This is a genomic window from Psychrobacter sp. I-STPA6b, from assembly GCF_020662265.1.
GTDB lineage: Bacteria > Pseudomonadota > Gammaproteobacteria > Pseudomonadales > Moraxellaceae > Psychrobacter.
Window position 1 is genome coordinate 1 of sequence record NZ_VEWM01000058.1, and the last position, 18,710, is coordinate 18,710.

Here is an 18,710-nt window from a genome sequence, read left to right on the forward strand (position 1 = left end):
CGAGCGACCGAGTTACGGGGGTATCTTTGACTTTGCAGGCAAGCAAGAACGCTTGGAAGAAGTCAACCTTGAGCTAGAAAACCCCAATCTCTGGGACGACCCCGAGCGAGCCACCAAAATTAGCAAAGAAAAAAGCCAACTTGATGGGGTGATTGATACCATCGTTGGACTAGAAACCACGTTAGAAGATGCCAATGCCATGCTTGAGCTGGCGATTGAGGCAGAGGACGAAAGCCTACTTAAAGACGTACAAAGTGAGCTAGACACCGCTCAAAAGCAGGTGGAAGAGTTAGAATTTAAACGTATGTTTAGCGGTGAAATGGACGCTAATAACTGCTATTTGGACATTCAATCAGGTTCAGGCGGTACAGAAGCACAAGACTGGGCAGAAATGCTACTGCGTATGTACACCAGATGGTGTGAGGCTCATGGCTTTAAGGTCGATGTGATTGAGGTATCAGCAGGGGGTGTGGCAGGGATTAAATCAGCGACCATTCAAGTCAAAGGTGATTATGCTTTTGGTTGGCTACGCACCGAAACAGGGGTGCATCGTCTGGTACGCAAATCACCATTTGATAGCAATAATGGTCGCCATACTTCGTTTGCCTCAGTGTTTATCTCACCAGAAATTGATGACAATATTGACATTGATATTAATCCTGCTGATTTGCGTATTGATACCTATCGCTCAAGTGGGGCAGGTGGTCAGCATGTCAACACCACCGATTCGGCGGTGCGTATCACCCACGAACCCACAGGCACAGTGGTGGCGTGTCAAAATGAACGTAGCCAGCATGCCAATAAAGATACAGCAATGAAAATGCTACGTGCCAAGCTGTATGAGTTGGAAATGCAAAAACGCATGGAGAAACAGCAAGCCGTTGAGGATAATAAATCAGACATTGGTTGGGGTAGTCAAATTCGCTCGTATGTGCTTGATGATTCTCGTATTAAGGACTTACGCACAGGGGTTGAAACCTTTAATACTGGGGCGGTGCTTGATGGCGACCTTGACCAGTTTATTGAGGCAAGTCTTAAGGCGGGGTTGTAAGTCTTTTTGCAAGATATACTATTCATAAGGGATGGCACTAGAAGGGATTGCTAAACGATGAATGCTATTAAACACGCACAAATTTCTGCTCGCCGTCATGGCGGTGTGGCAGAAGATTATTTAGACATTCATCAGTTTATTGACAGTACAAAAAACCTGTGTAGTGACAATCGCCATCGTATTTTTCATACACTCTGGGCAGTCAATGAAATTGTCTTGCCCATTTTTGGTCATCAAATTACCAATAGTGATGGTGTACAAGTTGATGTCAAAGATATCTGTGAAAAAGACCATCTGTTGGTCGATTTCCGTCATCGTTTTATTCCTACCTTAGCTGACTTTGTGCAAGCCATGCAGGGTGAAGTTACCCCTGAGCAACAGCAAGCCATTCAGCGATTTCATAGTCAATATGCATTATCACCATCTATTAGTCGTTTGTTGTTATCACCATTGGCACTGACAGGACAATTAAAGTCATTGCTGATTACCCATAATAGTTGGTTTTTATTGTCAGTATTACCACGAATACCCAACCTAACAGAGACACAAACCACTTCAGCTACAGAAAATATCTTAGCGTCTGCTTTGTTGGATGTTAAGTTCATTGATTTTGAGCTGGCAGGTGAAGTTATCTTTGCTGATATGCGTTTTGAGCAATGGATGAATCAAGGGGCGGACTATCCCCCATCAGCCCGCTATATTCAAAACATGCACCAGCATAATCTAAAACAAAATCTACAATAACAACCATAATTTACATTGTATTAAGGGACACAAGATATGGCATATGCAATCCACAGTCGAGGATTTGAATATAATGATGCATATTACGAGCTAAGTAATGCGGTCTCATTACACAAAACTTATACCAATAAAATAGAGGCAATGAGTGAGTGGGCAAAGTTAGAACGGGATAATCTTGATTTGGATTTGCTGGTAAGAGAGCCTTTTGCAGACATGGAAAGTGATAAAAATTTGCAAAACTTACAGGTTTTGTTTGATAAGTTACGAGAACATGGTGTGGTAGTCAGCAAGGCGACCGAAGAAAAATTATCCAAAATACAAAGCCAAGAAGTAAATTTTTGGGATTGTTTTATAGATAGTCAAGAATTGCAACTTGATACACTAACTGATGAGCAATTGCTTGATGTGTTGTTGGCAGTGGATTGTAATATTTACCGATTGACTGAATTTGACCCCATTCAGGACAAGCGTTATGTACTACAGATTTGTCACCCTGAGCGTTCATACTGCACACAAGGTTATAATTATCTAAAAAACTTCGATGAAGAGTGGAGTGGTATTTGGGACGTGGTACACCCTGATGAATTTTTTGATTCAGACTTTTTTAAAAATATTGAAGTATTTGAAGGTGACTTTATCGCCACTGTATATCAACAAGCTGATGAGAATAACCCAATTCTACAAAGTCTATTGGTGCAATATGCACAACACTTTGCCATTAGACAACTTGCTGTTAAACAACCAAGTGATGGGACTAATGGTGAAACAGAGTTACACTACCTAGGTGGTGATGTGCAGGCATTAAGGGCGGTTAATGCTGTATTGTCACAACCATTTTTTCATATTCATGAATTAAGCTATGAAGAATTAATGCAATTGCAAGAAGAGCAAAACCAAGAAGAGCAAAACCAAGAAGAGCAAAACCAAGAAGAGCAAAACCAAGAAGAGCAAAACCAAGATTTCTAAAATTAGATTCTAAAATCAAAGTTTCCAAAATTAAGCGGATTATAAAGGGATAAAATTAATTTAGTTTTTATTTTATCTCTTTTTTTATAAAAAATACTTGACTTTTATTTTTAAGCCTTTATTATATCCGCACATAACCTTTCCCATTAACCCACAACTTATAGGAGTAAAAGCAATGTCGTTATTTTCATCTGTGCTAACTAAAGCATTGGTTAATACAAAGCAGACAATCACCCCAGCAACGCTTAACTCTGTTGTGGGTATAAAATCAGTATAGCTCTATAGTAGTAGGCTTTATTTATTACTAAGCTATATCCTCTGATTTTCTAAAACTGATTGTTTATAATTGGCTGTTTGGCGTATCTTGTGATGTCCATTTATGGCATATGGCTGTTGTTTAATGGCTATTATGGTATAAGTGCAACAATGGTATGTTGTCAGTTGTGATGTCTAGTCTTTGTTTTATCCTCTCTTAAGAAATTTAAACTTACAAGACAGCTTATAAGACAATAAGGTAAAAAGACCTTATCTTGATAGCTTATGTTTGTCTTTAAGTTACCTCTTAAACCGCTTTTTTTAGCACATTCCAAAAACTTAAATTTACTTCGCTTTATAGTGAGCTGGTAAATAACAGAATCAATAACTAAACAAAACCTTTATTAGGTTAATTTGTTGGTGTTTTATCGTGTTGCTTTTTTATTTTGGCAATTCTTTAATAACGCCATAGGATTTTATTGCCCAAAATTTTGTACTTAACAAAAAATATGGGACGGAGATAGTTTTGTCTGCTGTTTTTTAAAAATACAGTTTTAATAAAATCCTTTTATAAAAAAGTAATAAGTCAAATTAACCCAATATAAAAAATGAGAAAAAACGATGAGCATACAACTAACCTTAAATAAAAGTGGCAAACATGGCGTGCCAGTAAAGATTTACACCAGCGATGTTGAGCAATCTGCCTTGCAACAGCTCCGCAATCTTGCTCAGCTTGAATTTGTGCATTCACATATTGCGGTGATGCCTGACGTTCATGTCGGTAAAGGGGCAACGGTGGGCAGTGTGATACCGACCAAGTCGGCGATTATCCCCTCGGCGGTGGGCGTAGATATTGGCTGTGGTATGAATGCCTTACGATTGTCATTAACCGCCAATGATTTGCCTGACAACCTAAAGCCATTACGCCTTGCCATTGAGCAACAAGTCCCCGTTGGCTTTAACATGCACAAGCAAATTGAGGCAAAAATATCGACCCTTGACCCATTGGCAAAACGCCTAAAACCCATTACCGATAAGCACAAAGGCTTATTAAAAATGCTCAAAGGCTTTGAGCGTACATGGGCAAAACAGCTTGGTACATTGGGTGGTGGTAATCACTTTATTGAGCTGTGTTTGGACGAAAACAATGACGTTTGGGTGATGTTACATTCAGGCAGTCGCGGTATTGGCAACTGTATCGGGCAGTATTTTATTAACCTTGCCAAAAAGGAGCGTCAATCCCGTTTTGGTCATGTGCCAGACCGTGATTTGTCCTATTTTGCTGAAGGGTCGGACAGCTTTGCCGATTATATCGAGGCGGTGGAATGGGCTCAGGATTATGCCATGCAAAACCGCAAAGAGATGATGCGATTGGTCATCAAAGCCATGCAATCACCACAAACGGGCTTGCCTCGTTTTCAAATCACCAAAGAGGCGATTAATTGCCATCATAACTACGTCAATGAAGAAGTTCATTTTGGCGAAACCGTTTATGTGACCCGCAAAGGGGCGATTAGTGCTTATAGCGAGGAGCTTGGCATTATCCCCGGTTCGATGGGAGCAAAATCCTTTATTGTGCGTGGACTTGGCAATCCACAATCGTTCTGCTCATGCTCGCATGGGGCAGGTCGCAAAATGAGTCGTGGTAAGGCAGTGCGTCAGTTTAATTTGGACGATTTACGTCTGCAAACCGAAGGCGTGGAATGTCGTAAAGACAAAGGCGTGATGGACGAAATCCCCAGTGCTTATAAGGATATTGACGAGGTGATGGCAAACCAAAGTGATTTGGTAGAAGTGGTGCATACGCTGAAACAAGTGATGTGTATTAAAGGCTAATAGCAAACCTGCAAATCCGCCTACCTGTGTCAGACATGTTCAATGTACTAACTTGTACAATTTTCACATGTCTTCCTTGGTAGGCAGATTTTCGCAATTGCTATTTTTTACCATGACCATGATATTTTTAATCAAATAGAAAATAGGAAAACAAAAAAATGAGCTTAAAAGAGACATTAAAACAAGCCAAACAGTTAGAGCGTTTGGCAGAAATGCAAAAACAGGATAAGCAGGACTCACAATCAAACACAGATGTTCCTGTCAGCCGTTCATTAGGTGCGGTCAAACCTCGCAACTATTTGGCACTCAATCCGCTACTAAGAAAAGGTGGCGTACATGAAAAAGACGATGTCAAAATCGTGCGTAAAAAACGTCGTCGTGAGACTAAGCAAAAGTTACGGCAAACAGATTGGCTGTCGGAGCTGTGAGTTGGTTAAATAGTGATTGACAAAGGCTTAGTAATTAAGTTTACTAAGCTGTTACTATTAAACTTATGGTCATATTTATATTAACAGTTAAAAGGAGATAATCATGCCAAAAATTAACCAGTATTTTGATAACAAAGTAACTTCAATTGGCTTTCAAACCGCTAATAAGCCTGCTACTGTCGGGGTGATGGAAGTGGGTGAATATGAGTTTGGTACTAGCGAGTTTGAAACCATGACCGTTGTTAGCGGTGCATTAACGGTGAAACTACCTGATAGTGATGACTGGCAAACCTTTTTGGAAGGTGAACAGTTTACCGTTGAGGCTCAGCAAAAATTTGCGGTCAAAGTGGAGATGGAAACTGCTTATTTATGTACGTATGGTAAGTAAGCTGGCTAAATAGACATTAGCGAATAATGATATCAAGCCCCAGTTGTTCTGTTTTAATACTTAAAATAGGGTAACTGGGGATTTTTCTGCCAGTTATATTCTCATACTAGCTATAGTGTTTTATAACTCCAAACTGGCAGTAAAATGCCATATTCTAAATAAAGAAATTGCCCAAAATATAAGTAAGAATAATAATAAAATGATAGTAATAATCAGATTAATATTGTTAGGAATGATTGTGCCAATAGCAAATATAGTGAAAAATAATGAAAATAAAGCAAACGCAGATATAAAAAACATAACAACTTCAGCATAAAGGGGCAGTTCACTATATATAGACTTACTATTTGCCCATATTTTTAGCCATAATGGGATAGATAAAAATATCCATAGCCAGTGTAAAGGTTGTATTAATATGGTTTCATTTGATTGGGTGAGTACAGCCAATATATTTAACAGTACCCATACACTAAATAGCACACTAATGTACCAAGCTCCCAGTGCTAAGTGGATGTTTTTTGCTCGGTAAGCCAGCAATAATACCATAATCAGTCCCAGCCCATTTTGTAATAAAAACAGACTTGCTTCTGCTGATAGGGGCAAGGTGATAGCTAATTTCTGCGGTAATAGGATACTCAGTAGGTATGCACTGACAATTAATACAATGGCTATGGGTTTGGATAACATCATACCCAGAGTTGAGAGGGTTGAGTATGATTTTTTAGGTGGTTGCGGTTGATTGTGGAAAAAGCTGTTGCTATGCATAAATAGCCTAAGCTGTATCTGCCAAAATATAACAGTAAAGCTAAGCAATAAAAAAACACCCATACTATCTATAATGATATGTTGCCAAGTCCACAATGGATTAGCATAGATTAAGGATATGGTGATGACAAAAACTGTGGCAATAACTGCCAATACACAAAACACCGATGGTCTTAAAAATCCATTAAATAACAGTTGATATAAAAAATTTATCTTTTTGGAACAGTGCCAGTATTGATAAACTTTAGAAGGTTTACTTGAGGTTTTTTTAGCCTCTGCAATATTATTTATATAGTCTGGGTCAGTTAAGCCATGAGCATTTAACCATTCATAGTGTTGGATATCTTTTTCAACAGTACGTAATTTTTTAATAAGGATAATGACTTTATAGGGCAGTAGAAGACGGTAAAAAAACTGCCAATGCCACCGCCAAGATTGCCACTTTGAAGGCTTTGCTTGATAGTCTGTCTGGTATTGATTGCATTGATAGCAAAGTTGTTGAGTATCAGAATGGTCATGATTGCCATCGCTATCGTCATTATCACCATTATTATTGTTTTTAGTATCAGCTTCTTGATAGTAATAATCAGCAATGATATTAGATTTATCACCATTGTCTGTGTACCACTGCTTATACAGGGACGGATGATGATAGGATAAATAATCTGCAAAATCATGCAGTGTGTTGATTTTAAACTCAGGGATATAATTTTGTATTAGTTCAGGTAGGTAATGCCATGGAAAACGGTATCTATCTATACCTTGTAAATGCTTGTGCCAAGAGAAGTGTTGATAAGCTAGAAAAAACTCATTCACCAAGTTTGTGTGGGTATTATAAAAAAAGAAGATAAATAGGGATTGCTCAAAATATGCTTGGCTTTGCTCATCATTAAGTAGTTGGTTGTTTTCGATATCCCATTGCAATTGCTCAAAAAAATGTCCTTTTATAATGCTATCCTGCCACTGTTTTTCGATATAGTTTAAGTCGGCATTTAGGTCATGATGTTGTGATAAGACACTAAAAAAATTTTGTTGATTATTTTGTTGATAAAAATTAATCAGTGATGATAGATATTGCCACATATCAAAGCCAGTGTGGATATACTTGGTTTTTTGTTGCCACTGTAATGTATCAACTGTAAAGCAAAAACTGATTGGATAATTGGGTGCATGAGCCAGATGCCAGTTGAATAGTGTTTCTTCAAATTCTATGGTTTCATCAAGGGCTAGAGTATGTCGCTGTGCGAATTGATGAGACAAGCAGTGGTATAAGGCTAAGTCAGCATCATCTAAATTTGGGTGCAGTTTGTGACAGCTATCCCATGCTTGTTGCCATGTTTCTAATTTGCTTATACTGCAGACAGGATTAGCACTGCTTGTAGTAGGACTGTCCTCAAGGTTAGGCTTATTTTCTATAGTGTGATACGTATCATTTGTATCATTGTCGTAGCTATGGTCATAGCCCTGTTCATAGTGATGCTTATAGTCTAGGTTTGCATCAACTGTAAATTCAGTATCTGATTTATCTACATATTCTTCATCTTCTGCCAGTAACTCTATATTTGCCAAGTTTGCCAATGCCGTTTCATAAGCTTCTCGCAACTGGCGAAAACCAGTTGGATTTTTATCAGGTTTATTGTCTTTTAGCTGTTTGGCATAAGCACGTTTGATAAGGTTTTTATCAGTAGTTGGCTCAATAGCAAGAATTTCCCAACAGTCTTTTTGCATAATGTCTCAGATAACTTTATTGTAATAAATGATAGAAGAGTAGCAGAGGTTGAGAAAGTTTATCATTTTTTAGGTTTGGTTTTATGATGAGTATTATTTGTTTGTGGCGTTTAGTCTGGGCTTTAAGAGTCATAAGTATTTAGGTGACTGGGTAAACACGAATTTAGATAAATACTCTAAATAGGCAAGTAATCAGAAGTAAAATCTTAAAAGAGACGATTAATGATAATCGTAAAAATGATACAATATGTATTGAAATAATGGTTATAATGCGCTATTAATAGGTCATAGGATTTTATATTAGTTAACGTAGCTAAAGGACTAGCCTTATGACAACACAAAATCATCAAACAACATCTCAAACCAACACTTCAAACTCTCCAGTCTCTCAAAACAGTTATCAGCACGCTTACGATAACTTCACCATGGATAATCTACAGCAAGAAATCTTTGGCAGTCACCCTGATGATGGCAGAAATGCTTATATGGCGTGTTGTGGACGTCATGTGCGTGATGGTAAAGCTAATAAGGTTGCTTTAGTGCATGAGGATTGTGAAGGAAATCTGCGTCAATTAACTTTTGCTGAGCTTGCCGAGCAAAGCGGACAAGTTGCCAATTTGCTGAAAAGCTATGGTGTGCAGGCAGGGGATAGAGTGGCAACCATGCTCCCACGTACCCTTGAACTGTTGGTGATTGTTCTAGCGACATGGCGTATTGGAGCGGTATATCAGCCGTTATTTACTGCCTTTGGTTATGAGTCGATTGATTACCGTCTGCAAAAAGCCGATACCAAAGTGGTGTTTACCAATCCTGCCAATCGGGGCAAATTTACAGAATTAGAAAAGCATGGTGAGCTTGCCAGCCTACCAAAAATGGTGTTAGTTGGTGCAAACAGTGCAGAAAACACATGGGGCGATGTGCTGTATCAAGACGAGATTGCTTCGCAAAATAGCGATTTTGAGCCAGTATTATTAACAACTGATGCCCCATTTTTGCAAATGTTTACCTCAGGTACAGTGGGTAAATCTAAAGGGGTGAGTGTGCCATTATCTGCCTTGCCTGCTTTTTATTTGTATATACGTTATGCCATTGATTTACGTGAGGATGATAAATATTGGAATATGGCAGACCCTGGTTGGGCGTATGGTTTGTATTATGCGATTACAGGACCTTTGTTGATGGGTATGACCACCCACTTTAATGAAGCAGGATTTAATGCTCAAAATACCTTTGATTTTATGGTGCGTCATGGTATTACCAATTTGGCATCATCACCAACTGCATTTCGAATGATGAAATCTAGCGGTGTGTTTGATAATAATAGTGATAAGTTATCATTACGAGTGGCAAATTCAGCAGGGGAAACACTAAATACCGAAGTGGTAGGTTGGGTGACGGATAATTTGGGTTGTCGTGTATGTGACCAATATGGACAAACAGAAACAGGAATGACCTGCTGTGTGCATCATGCACTTACTCATGAAGCAGACACGGGCTCAATGGGTAAACCACTATTGGGGCATACCTTAGTGGTGCTTGATGATGAGATGAATGAAGTTGCCGATGGTGAGCAAGGACAGCTTGCGGTGGTGGTGAGTCAGTCTCCAGCATTTTATTTTACGGGTTATAGCTGGGATGAAAAGCAAGCCTTTCATGGTGATTACTATCTGACAGGCGATGTGGTTGAGCGTCATAGTGACGGCACATATTGGTTCTCAGGGCGTGATGATGACATCATTATTACCGCAGGCTATCGTATTGGACCGACCGATGTTGAAAATACCGTATTGGAGCATGAAGCCGTTGCAGAGTCAGCCGCCGTTGGAGTGCCAGATGAAGTGCGTGGTCATGTGATTAAGTCCTATGTGGTATTAAAAGAAGGCTTTACTGGCAGTGATGAGCTGGCTCAAGAGATTAAAAATCTGGTTCATGAACGCCTAGCAGCCCATGCTTACCCTCGCCATATTGAATTTGTGACTGCTTTGCCAAAAACACCCAGCGGTAAAACGCAACGCTTTTTACTACGCCAAAATGGTTAATGGTGTTTGTGAATATAAAACACCTTATATAATGATTGAATGTAATAAATAAAGGAAAAATTATGCAATTAAAAGATAAAACATTTATCGTCACAGGTGGGGCTTCAGGGTTGGGAGAGGCCAAACATTGGCTCAAGAGCTAGGCGATACTGTTCATTTTGTGCGTTGTGATGTGACCAGTAGTGAGGATGTGCAACAAGCAGTAGAAATGGCGGAAAATAAGTTTGGTAGTTTGCATGGCTCGGTCAACTGTGCAGGTATTGTGGTCGTACAAAAACTGCTTGATAGAGACAATAACCCTGCGGATTTGGATAAGTTTAGTAAAGGGGTTCAAGTTAACTTAGTCGGTACTTTTAATGTGGCACGTTTGGTTGCTGCCAGTATTGCTAAGAGAGTAGCTAGCGAAGGTGGTGCAAATAATACTGATAATGCTGACCAAGGGGTGATTATTAATACAGCAAGTATTGCCGCCTTTGATGGTCAAGTCGGACAGGGCAGTTATGCTTCCTCTAAAGCAGGTGTGGTTGGGTTAACGTTACCATTAGCACGAGAGCTTGCCCGTCATGGTATCCGAGTGATGACCATTGCCCCCGGTGTTTTTAGCACCCCAATGATGCAAAGCATTCCTGAGGAAGCACGCCAGCAGTTAGAAGCCAGTGTGCCTTATCCCAAACGCTTGGGAGAGCCAAACGAGTTTGCTAAGCTGGCTTGTCATATTATCAGTAATGCTTATCTCAATGGTGAGGTGATTCGCCTTGATGGGGCAATCCGTATGGTGTAGACAGTTGTATAAAGTTGATATTCTAAGTTATCGAATCTAGGGGTATATCAGCTTGTATTTCACCTTGGATATATTTAAATAAAGTTAGGTTTACATTTTAGTAATTTTATAAGAGCATTTTGATTTGGTATTATCAAATCACTGTGTTCTTTTTTTTCGTCACAATAAAAAATAAACAATAACCTAACTGAAGCTGCCGTGCATATGTCTAATTTTACTAATACGTCTGAAACTGTACCAACATCACCACAAAAAAGCCCTATAGAGTATATTGCTGAGGCTTTTTGGAGTGACTATCAGGAGTCTCGACCAATTGATGGTGGAATATTGTATGAGGATAAACTTCGACAATGCCGGCTAAATGGTAGCATGCAAAGTCTACAACGGTTAGATAAATTGCTATTAGAGTTGCGTCAGTCTTTAACGCAGACGGAGATGGTGTTTATTGATAATACTAAAAACCGTAATTTGTTGTTATTTATTGGTTTTTATATGGGTAAAATATTAGCTCAAGCATGGGGAGTAGCACCAAAGTGGTTAAGTCGTAGTGAAGTTAATTTGCGATATCCCCATCTTAGAGTAGATCAGGATAATCCATATCACTTTATGGCTTTAGAATATCTGCCACGTCGGTTTCAGACGACCCATGAGAGTAAACACTTATTTTTTGTTTTAGAGCCAATTGCGCAATGTCTATTTGGTAATCCGCAAAAGCCTAATCGTTCAATCATGGGGGATGCTGTCAGTAATAGTATTTTTCAGGCAGTGTTTAAGCGGTTACCCCCAGCAAAAAAAGAAGCTATCTTAGAAAAAATGCAGGCACAACAAGCCAGCCTTGTACAACATACACACAGTCGTATTACAAATAAGGCAGATGTTGCGGATAAAGGACATTCAAATAACCACATATTAGCGACACCTTCACATAAAACGGTAGAGAGTACAGTAGAGCATAGTCATGCTGAGCATGCTAAAAGTCAGGATGGGGTATTTAGTACATCAAAACAAAGTACGCAACAAATATCCGAGCAAAAGTCTACTAGCATAGAGCAAGGGGTATCACAAAAAGTAGCAACTGTAGAGACAAAAGCGGATGTTCAAACAAAGCGCCAAGCACCAGTAGTGGTAAAAAAAGCACAGCCTTTGATTCGTCAAGATGACTTTACAGACTTGCGTAATGATTTGGCACAGATTTCTGTAGATCAGGTTGCTGGTAAAGCAGAGTATGTTAAAGCCAATCAAATATTAAATCAGTTTGATAAGCATATCGCTAAGCTGTGTCAGTCTGGTAAAGAGTTAAAACAGATTAATTTTGATGAAAAGCATCAGCAAGCTAGAAAGCAAGCTGTTGTGCAGTTAGCTAAAGCAGCCAAGCAAGGTAATACCAGTGCCATGTTACGATTGTCTATATGCTATTTTTTGGGAGAAGGTATTCAAAAGGATGAGCATAAGGGATTTAAGCTGGTACAAAAGGCTGCTGAGATGGATGACCCACGTGCGCAACGTCAGCTGAGTCGTTTATATTATCAAGGTCTTGGGCATACTCAAGATATGATGCTTGGTCGGCATTGGCTAGAAAAGGCGGCGGATAATGGACATGTTGAGGCAAAAGCTTTGCTAGAGCAGTGGAACCAAGCACAAACTGCACTTGATGAACGTAAGTATGATGAAACCACCGATAGGCGTTATTTATTACTAATAGTGGGTGTTATTATCTTGGCAGTTATGATATTTATTTTAGTGTAATGGACTGCTACTGAAGTTATATTTTTGAAATTAAAGGTAATTGTTTATCTTTGATAACCTCAAACTTATAAATAGCAAAGTCTGTGGCGGATTTTATTAAATCACTAATTTTATTGTGGGAATAGAAGGCAAAGAATTTTATGGGGACTTTTATTTTTCTACGGATAAAGGGTTTTTGACGTAGTCAATAGTATTTTTTATTGTTTTTTAGGTTAAAAAAAGCAACTTTATGTTTTGGTCAATTAAAACTGTTATTTCATCCTACTAAAGGTAGCTTATTTTTCTAATATTGTTATTGTGTAGCACGATAAATAATGAAGCTCATACATCATGCATGGTTTAGTTGATTTAGTGTACTAGCATTACATTTTTGAAGTTTGGCTATGGATTGATAGGTTTGAAAGGCATATCATGAAGGACAAAGTCACAATGTTACCTACTCAGCCAAAACGGCAACCGGCAGGTAAACAAAATGTTTTATCACGGTTTTTTGCTGATAAACATATTTTAATGCAGGTGGTTGGCATCACGATTTTAAGTGTCAGTGCTGTTATGAGCATGGCGTTTAGTAGCATCCAGAGTTTACCACATGTGTTAGTACAGACCGTGAGTAATGAGCATTCTGGTAACTATGAGGGTGTCGTTACTTTTGCTGGAAAAGAAATTACACTAAAAACACATGAGCGTACTTATCTTGTCAGTGATCCATATCATATACTAAGCCAGTCACAGTATTTTGAAAAGGATACACCCATGCAATCATTTCGTGTCTGTGTTGAAGGTAAGCGCAGTGCATTAGGAAATTATGGAAAGGGCAATCATCCTTATCTATTGGTACTTTCACACCTTTGTCATTAGTCTAAATAATAAAGTGTGTGAATGGTACCGCTTCATCTTTTCATCTCAGTCATAAGCCAGTAAAATACGCCACCCAAAGATAGCCTAAGTACTTTAATGGATATAAGCAATGATTTTGGTGGTTACCTAATTGGTGAGCATATAGTAGAGAGCATTACATTATTTTGTGTACCAGTCTTTTATGGCTCTCTTGTTTAGTCTTATTTATTTAGATTATCTTTCTTATTTGTTATCTTCTATTTTATTCTTATCTTACTATGATTCTCTTGCCTTCTTTATCTCATCCTGTGCGTCCGCCCTTATATTATCGTTTGGTGATGCAGGTGTTAAAACCTCTGTATCGTCTGAAAGTGTGGTGGCAACGTCGTCAGAGTCCAGACTATTTGTCAGAAGTCAGTCAACGTTTCGCTTTGACATATCCTAAACGTCCAGATACTGAGCAGGTGATTTGGTGTCATGCAGTATCATTGGGTGAAACAAATACGATTGCACCCATGCTTGATGTCTTATTAGAGAAAGGTTACGGTATTTGGTTAACAAATACAACGCATACAGGCTTTACAAGAGCGCAGCAACGTTTTGCTGAATTTATTCAAACAGGACAGATGACACATAGCTATGTACCCGTTGATACACCACAGGTGGTTTCACGATTTTTACAGCATGTTTCTCCTTGTTTGGCGCTATTTGTTGAGACAGAGTTGTGGGCAACCATATTGTATGAGTTGACATCCAGAGAGATTCGGTCGGTTTTAGTGAATGCGCGTTTGTCTGAAAAGTCATTTCAGAGCTATCAAAAATTTTCCTCACTTAGCCGATGTATGATGAACAATATTAGTTTGATTATTGCTCAAGATGTACCATCAGCAAAACGTTTTCGCCAGCTTGGTGCGCCTAGTAAAAAAATTCGCATGGCAAGCTCTTTAAAATGGTCAGTGACTTTACCAGAATTGCCTATTATCGAAAATCATTTGCTGGCAGTTGAGGTAGAGCAACGACCTATATGGGTAGCAGCCAGCACACATGCTGGTGAAGAAGAAGCCGTGATTCAGGCGCATCAAAAGTTAATACGACAGGTAGGTCTGGAAAATGCACTGTTAATCATAGTTCCTCGACATCCTGAGCGTTTTGATGAGGTCGCTAAGTTGATTGATGCGTCGGGATTACAAAGTGTGAGACGTAGTCAGCAACAGCCTATACAGCCAGAGACACAAGTCTATCTGGCAGATACCATGGGAGAGCTGATGTGTTGGTATCAGATAGCTGATGTGGCTTTTGTTGGAGGTTCGTGCGTAAACGTTGGTGGACATAATCCAATTGAACCTGCTAGTGTGGGAACACCTATCATAATGGGACGGTATACGCAGTCATGTGAGCAACTGGTTACAGAGTTACAGCAGGCTGGGGCATTGTGTCAGGTTGGTGATAGTACGGATGTTGTCGCTTTGGTAGAGGCGGTTAAAAAATGGCTATCTTCTGATAAAGAGGCTCAGCAGGCAGGTAAAAAAGGTCGGGAGCTGGTTGAGAAACATCACGGGGCAGTACAAAAACAGCTATCTATGATTTTAGGTGAGTGATTTTGTGAATCAGTTATTTAAGGTCAAAAATTTCATATGAACTGTTTATTATTACCAAAAAATTGGCAAGATAACGTATCAGGTCAGTTGATAAATAGGACTGATGCCAGATTGCAGGCTGTCTTGACTGATGATAAACAGGTGGCACATATCCGACAAGTGCTAAAAAGTCAGGTGGGAGATACACTTCAGATAGGTGCGCTTGGTGGTATGTTAGGGACAGGAACGATTTGTACCCTAACAGAGACGATGGTTGGGTTGTCCAATGTTCAGTTAACTCAAAATCCTCCTGATAAATTAGATTTAACAGTCATTTTGGCATTACCACGTCCAAAAGTACTGCGCCGACTCATTATGGATATGACGGCGATTGGTGTTCAGCGTATTGTTCTGGTGAATAGTGTACGTACTCAAAAAAGCTATTGGCAAAGTCCATTACTGTCTCGAATAGATGAGTTTGTTCTAGAGGGGTTACAGCAAGGTGTCGATACCATAGCACCAGAAATACTCTATCGGCAACGCTTTAAACCATTTGTCGAAGATGAGCTATCAGAATGGTTAAATAACAAGTCCCAGATAGCGATTGTGGCACATCCTTATACTAAGATGAGTTTTTTTGAGTGTACTATCCAGCAAGGCATACCTCAGATACTATGTATTGGTGCAGAGGGAGGCTGGGTAGATTATGAGGTTGCGTTGATGCAGGCTCAAGGGTGTTATATTGCCAGTCTTGGGCAACGGATTTTACGCACTGAGGCAGTGGTCAATGTATTGTGTGGTCAAGTGCTAGCAAATGCAAAGGACAGTTATTCATGACGCAGCGTTCTAGTTGGATGGTTTTAAAAAAGGTGTGCAGTGGTGCTAAGGCACATTGGTTTAACTGCTTGCGACAGAAGGCAAGGCTGGTATTAATGGGTGCTGTCGTATTATCTGGCATCAGTGGTTGTACACCGGCGCCATCAGAGCCAGTAGAAGAAGATGGCATGAGTCTAAATACTGAAGTCATCTCTGTTGCAACAGATATGGATACAGCGCTTCTACTACCAGCCATGCGAGCCTTTACTGAAGAGACAGGCATTCAAGTTGTACTACATTCTATTGATATGCATAGCTTTATTCGTAATGCACAAGCGGATAATCCTAGTATACAGACATCAGAGCCAGTGGATGTTTTTCTTTTATATCAAAGTGTGCTACTAACACAAGCTGAAGATGCTGATATATTGCAGGCTGTAAGCTCAGAAGTATTACCAGAGCGACTAGGAGGACAGGGTGAAGATAAGTTATGGTATGGATTAAGTTATTATGGTCGTACCTTAGTTTATAACCAGCAACGAGTAAATGAAGCAGAGCTGTTTAATTATGCAGACTTATCAAGTGATAAATGGCGAGGTCGCTTGTGTTTATCTAGTAGTCAGCTTCCAGCTAATCAAGCATTGATTGGACACATGATAAACTATCGTGGTGAGCAAAAAACACAAGAGGTTGTAGCAGGGTGGGTCGCAAACTTAGCTCAGCCCGTTTTGGCTGATGATATGGCAGTGATAACAGCCATTTCTCATGGGCAGTGTGATGTGGGTATTGTTGGTAGTGATGTATTTATACATTATGTTGCAGAAAATCCTAAGACACCTGTGCGCCTAGCATGGGCAAACCAAATTAATAATGGAACAGTAATTGATGTGATAGGGGGTGCAATTAGTAAAGAGGCACTGAACCCTGATGATGGTTTGCGCTTGTTAGAATGGTTATCAGAAGATACAGGTCAGGCATTACTGAGCTTTTATAGTTATACATTCCCTTTAGCATCTATTACTGACCCAAATATCAATAGGCTAGCGATACGCCCTGAATGGACAAAGTTTCAGGCTGATAATAATACCCCATATTTAAAATCCATAAGTGATGATGAACGTGCAGAAATTAAGGAAATCATTGAGCAGGCAGGCTATTTATGATGAGTTTGATTATAAAAAGATAGAGGATAGTGATACTAATTATTTCAGCAAAGACAGCTTACCATTTAAATTAACACTTGTTATCATAGATTTGATTATATATTTATTGTAACAGTATTGTAATAAGGTGTGTTTAAGCGTATCTATCAGGAAAGATACACTCGTTATTCTATTGATAATTATTATTATTTATATTATTATATCATCCGGCGTAATCACCAACAGTATCAGGTAGATATGAAAAATACAGCAAACTAAATTTTATCTGGCTGTATAGATATACTAAATCTGTTGTTAAATTATTTATTATTGGTAGTCATTATAAATGGTTCATTAAAGGATATTAAGACATGAGTTTAACTATGCAAAAGACATATTTAGGTGCTGCCATTGTTGCAACAATGGCTTTATTGAGTGGTTGTGACAAGGGTGCAAAAGAAGATACTGTTGCACCAGAAGCCACAGAAACTACTGAATCAGCAACTTCTGAGCCAGAAGTAACTGAAATCTCAGAAGGTACAGAGCCTGCATCAACTGAAAAAGTAACTATTTATTCTTCACGTAATGAACAGTTGATTCAACCACTTTTAGATAAATTCACAGCTGAAACTGGAACACCTGTTGAGTTGGTTACTGATAAAGAAGGTCCTTTAATGGCACGTCTAGAAGCAGAAGGTGAAAATACACCTGCTGATATGCTATTAACTGTTGACGCTGGTAACCTATGGCAAGCGGGTGAAAAAGGTCTATTACAGCCATTAAAGTCTAGCATTGTTAATGAAAATGTACCTGAAAAATATCGTGATGCTGATGACTTATGGACTGGCTTGTCTTTACGTGCACGTACTATTTTCTATGATCCCTCAAAAGTACAACCAACTGACTTATCAACTTATGCAGATTTAGCAGATCCAAAATGGAAAGGCAAACTATGTCTGCGTACATCTAAGAAAGTATATAATCAGTCATTAGTTGCTAGTATGATTGAGCATTATGGTGCTGATAAAACTGAAGAAATTGTAAAAGGTTGGGTTGCTAACTTAGCTGCTCCTGTATTTAGTAATGATACTAAACTGCTAGAAGCCATTGATGCTGGTCAGTGTGAAGTTGGTATTGCAAATAGCTATTACTATGGTCGTATTTTAGAAGATAACCCAAGCTTCCCTGTAAAACTTTTCTGGGCAAACCAAGGCGATGGTGCTGATGACTTTGGTACACACGTCAATGTATCTGGTGCAGGTATCATCAAAAATGCTGATAATGTGGTTGGTGCGCGTCAGTTAATTGAATGGTTATCATCAGATCAAGCTCAAAGCATCTATGCAAGTGCTGATAAAGAATACCCAGTTAAGCCAGGTACTGATGAGTCAGAAATGTTAAAGTCTTGGGGACCATTTAAACAAGATGACATCAATGTTAGTATCTTTGGTAAGCGTCAAGCTGAAGCTATCCAGCTTATGGATCGTGCAGGTTACGAATAATAGTAAGAAGCAAAAAGAGAAAGTGTAAGCGATTAAGCTTATATTCTATTTTTCGTATTTTGTGATATACGGCTGATTTATGTAGTCATTATAAACTTGGTCGTATATC

14 protein-coding genes and 1 pseudogene are annotated in these 18,710 nt (G+C 39.1%); 14 read left to right on the forward strand and 1 reads right to left on the reverse strand.

The window, feature by feature from the left end:
* The 6 genes from prfB to FHK88_RS05120 all read left to right on the forward strand — a co-directional run.
* Positions 1-1,051 (forward strand): peptide chain release factor 2 gene (prfB, locus tag FHK88_RS05095; RefSeq protein ID WP_227429693.1). Its coding sequence is split into 2 segments (ribosomal slippage), with 1,050 coding nucleotides annotated over them: positions 1-27 and positions 29-1,051; the frame shifts between segments, so codons are not numbered across the junction. This gene is flagged as partial in the annotation.
* Positions 1,052-1,108: 57 nt separating this feature from the next.
* Positions 1,109-1,795 (forward strand): DUF6915 family protein, encoded by a 687-nt coding sequence (locus FHK88_RS05100; protein ID WP_227428743.1) that lies wholly within the window; start codon positions 1,109-1,111, stop codon positions 1,793-1,795.
* Positions 1,796-1,831: 36 nt separating this feature from the next.
* Entirely contained in the window at positions 1,832-2,761 is a 930-nt protein-coding gene (locus FHK88_RS05105; protein ID WP_227429694.1) for a hypothetical protein, read from the forward strand.
* An 876-nt stretch (positions 2,762-3,637) separates the two neighbouring features.
* Entirely contained in the window at positions 3,638-4,852 is a 1,215-nt protein-coding gene (locus FHK88_RS05110) for an RtcB family protein (protein ID WP_227428745.1), read from the forward strand.
* A 158-nt stretch (positions 4,853-5,010) separates the two neighbouring features.
* The gene (locus FHK88_RS05115) at positions 5,011-5,280 is read left to right on the forward strand and encodes a hypothetical protein (RefSeq protein ID WP_227428746.1); all 270 of its coding nucleotides are present in this window, start codon (positions 5,011-5,013) and stop codon (positions 5,278-5,280) included.
* Between the two features lie 103 nt (positions 5,281-5,383).
* Positions 5,384-5,668, forward strand: coding sequence for a pyrimidine/purine nucleoside phosphorylase (locus FHK88_RS05120; protein ID WP_227428747.1), 285 nt, complete (start codon positions 5,384-5,386; stop codon positions 5,666-5,668).
* A 120-nt stretch (positions 5,669-5,788) separates the two neighbouring features.
* On the opposite strand, the gene FHK88_RS05125 is transcribed toward FHK88_RS05120, so the two are convergent.
* On the reverse strand, positions 5,789-8,161 hold the full coding sequence (locus FHK88_RS05125; protein WP_227428748.1) for a hypothetical protein: 2,373 nt from the start codon (positions 8,159-8,161) through the stop codon (positions 5,789-5,791).
* Between the two features lie 329 nt (positions 8,162-8,490).
* Here FHK88_RS05125 and FHK88_RS05130 point away from each other — a divergent pair, with 329 nt between their 5' ends.
* From FHK88_RS05130 to FHK88_RS05165, 8 genes and pseudogenes are all read left to right on the forward strand, one after another.
* Complete coding sequence (locus FHK88_RS05130; RefSeq protein WP_227428749.1) at positions 8,491-10,200, forward strand: AMP-binding protein; 1,710 nt, start codon at positions 8,491-8,493, stop codon at positions 10,198-10,200.
* 62 nt (positions 10,201-10,262) lie between these two features.
* Positions 10,263-10,981 (forward strand): annotated as a pseudogene (locus tag FHK88_RS05135) (SDR family oxidoreductase).
* Between the two features lie 204 nt (positions 10,982-11,185).
* Positions 11,186-12,727, forward strand: a complete 1,542-nt coding sequence (locus tag FHK88_RS05140; protein WP_227428751.1) for a tetratricopeptide repeat protein — start codon at positions 11,186-11,188, stop codon at positions 12,725-12,727.
* Between the two features lie 411 nt (positions 12,728-13,138).
* The gene (locus tag FHK88_RS05145; RefSeq protein ID WP_227428752.1) at positions 13,139-13,585 is read left to right on the forward strand and encodes a hypothetical protein; all 447 of its coding nucleotides are present in this window, start codon (positions 13,139-13,141) and stop codon (positions 13,583-13,585) included.
* Between the two features lie 266 nt (positions 13,586-13,851).
* Positions 13,852-15,162, forward strand: coding sequence for a 3-deoxy-D-manno-octulosonic acid transferase (locus FHK88_RS05150; protein ID WP_227428753.1), 1,311 nt, complete (start codon positions 13,852-13,854; stop codon positions 15,160-15,162).
* A gap of 36 nt (positions 15,163-15,198) precedes the next feature.
* Complete coding sequence (locus FHK88_RS05155) at positions 15,199-15,978, forward strand: 16S rRNA (uracil(1498)-N(3))-methyltransferase (RefSeq protein ID WP_227428754.1); 780 nt, start codon at positions 15,199-15,201, stop codon at positions 15,976-15,978.
* Positions 15,975-17,120 carry an extracellular solute-binding protein gene (locus tag FHK88_RS05160; protein WP_227428755.1) on the forward strand — a complete coding sequence of 382 codons (1,146 nt, stop codon included), beginning with the start codon at positions 15,975-15,977 and terminating at the stop codon, positions 17,118-17,120. Before FHK88_RS05155 ends, FHK88_RS05160 begins: the two co-directional genes overlap by 4 nt.
* 350 nt (positions 17,121-17,470) lie before the next feature.
* Positions 17,471-18,601 carry an extracellular solute-binding protein gene (locus FHK88_RS05165; RefSeq protein WP_227428756.1) on the forward strand — a complete coding sequence of 377 codons (1,131 nt, stop codon included), beginning with the start codon at positions 17,471-17,473 and terminating at the stop codon, positions 18,599-18,601.
* Positions 18,602-18,710 lie beyond the last annotated feature (109 nt).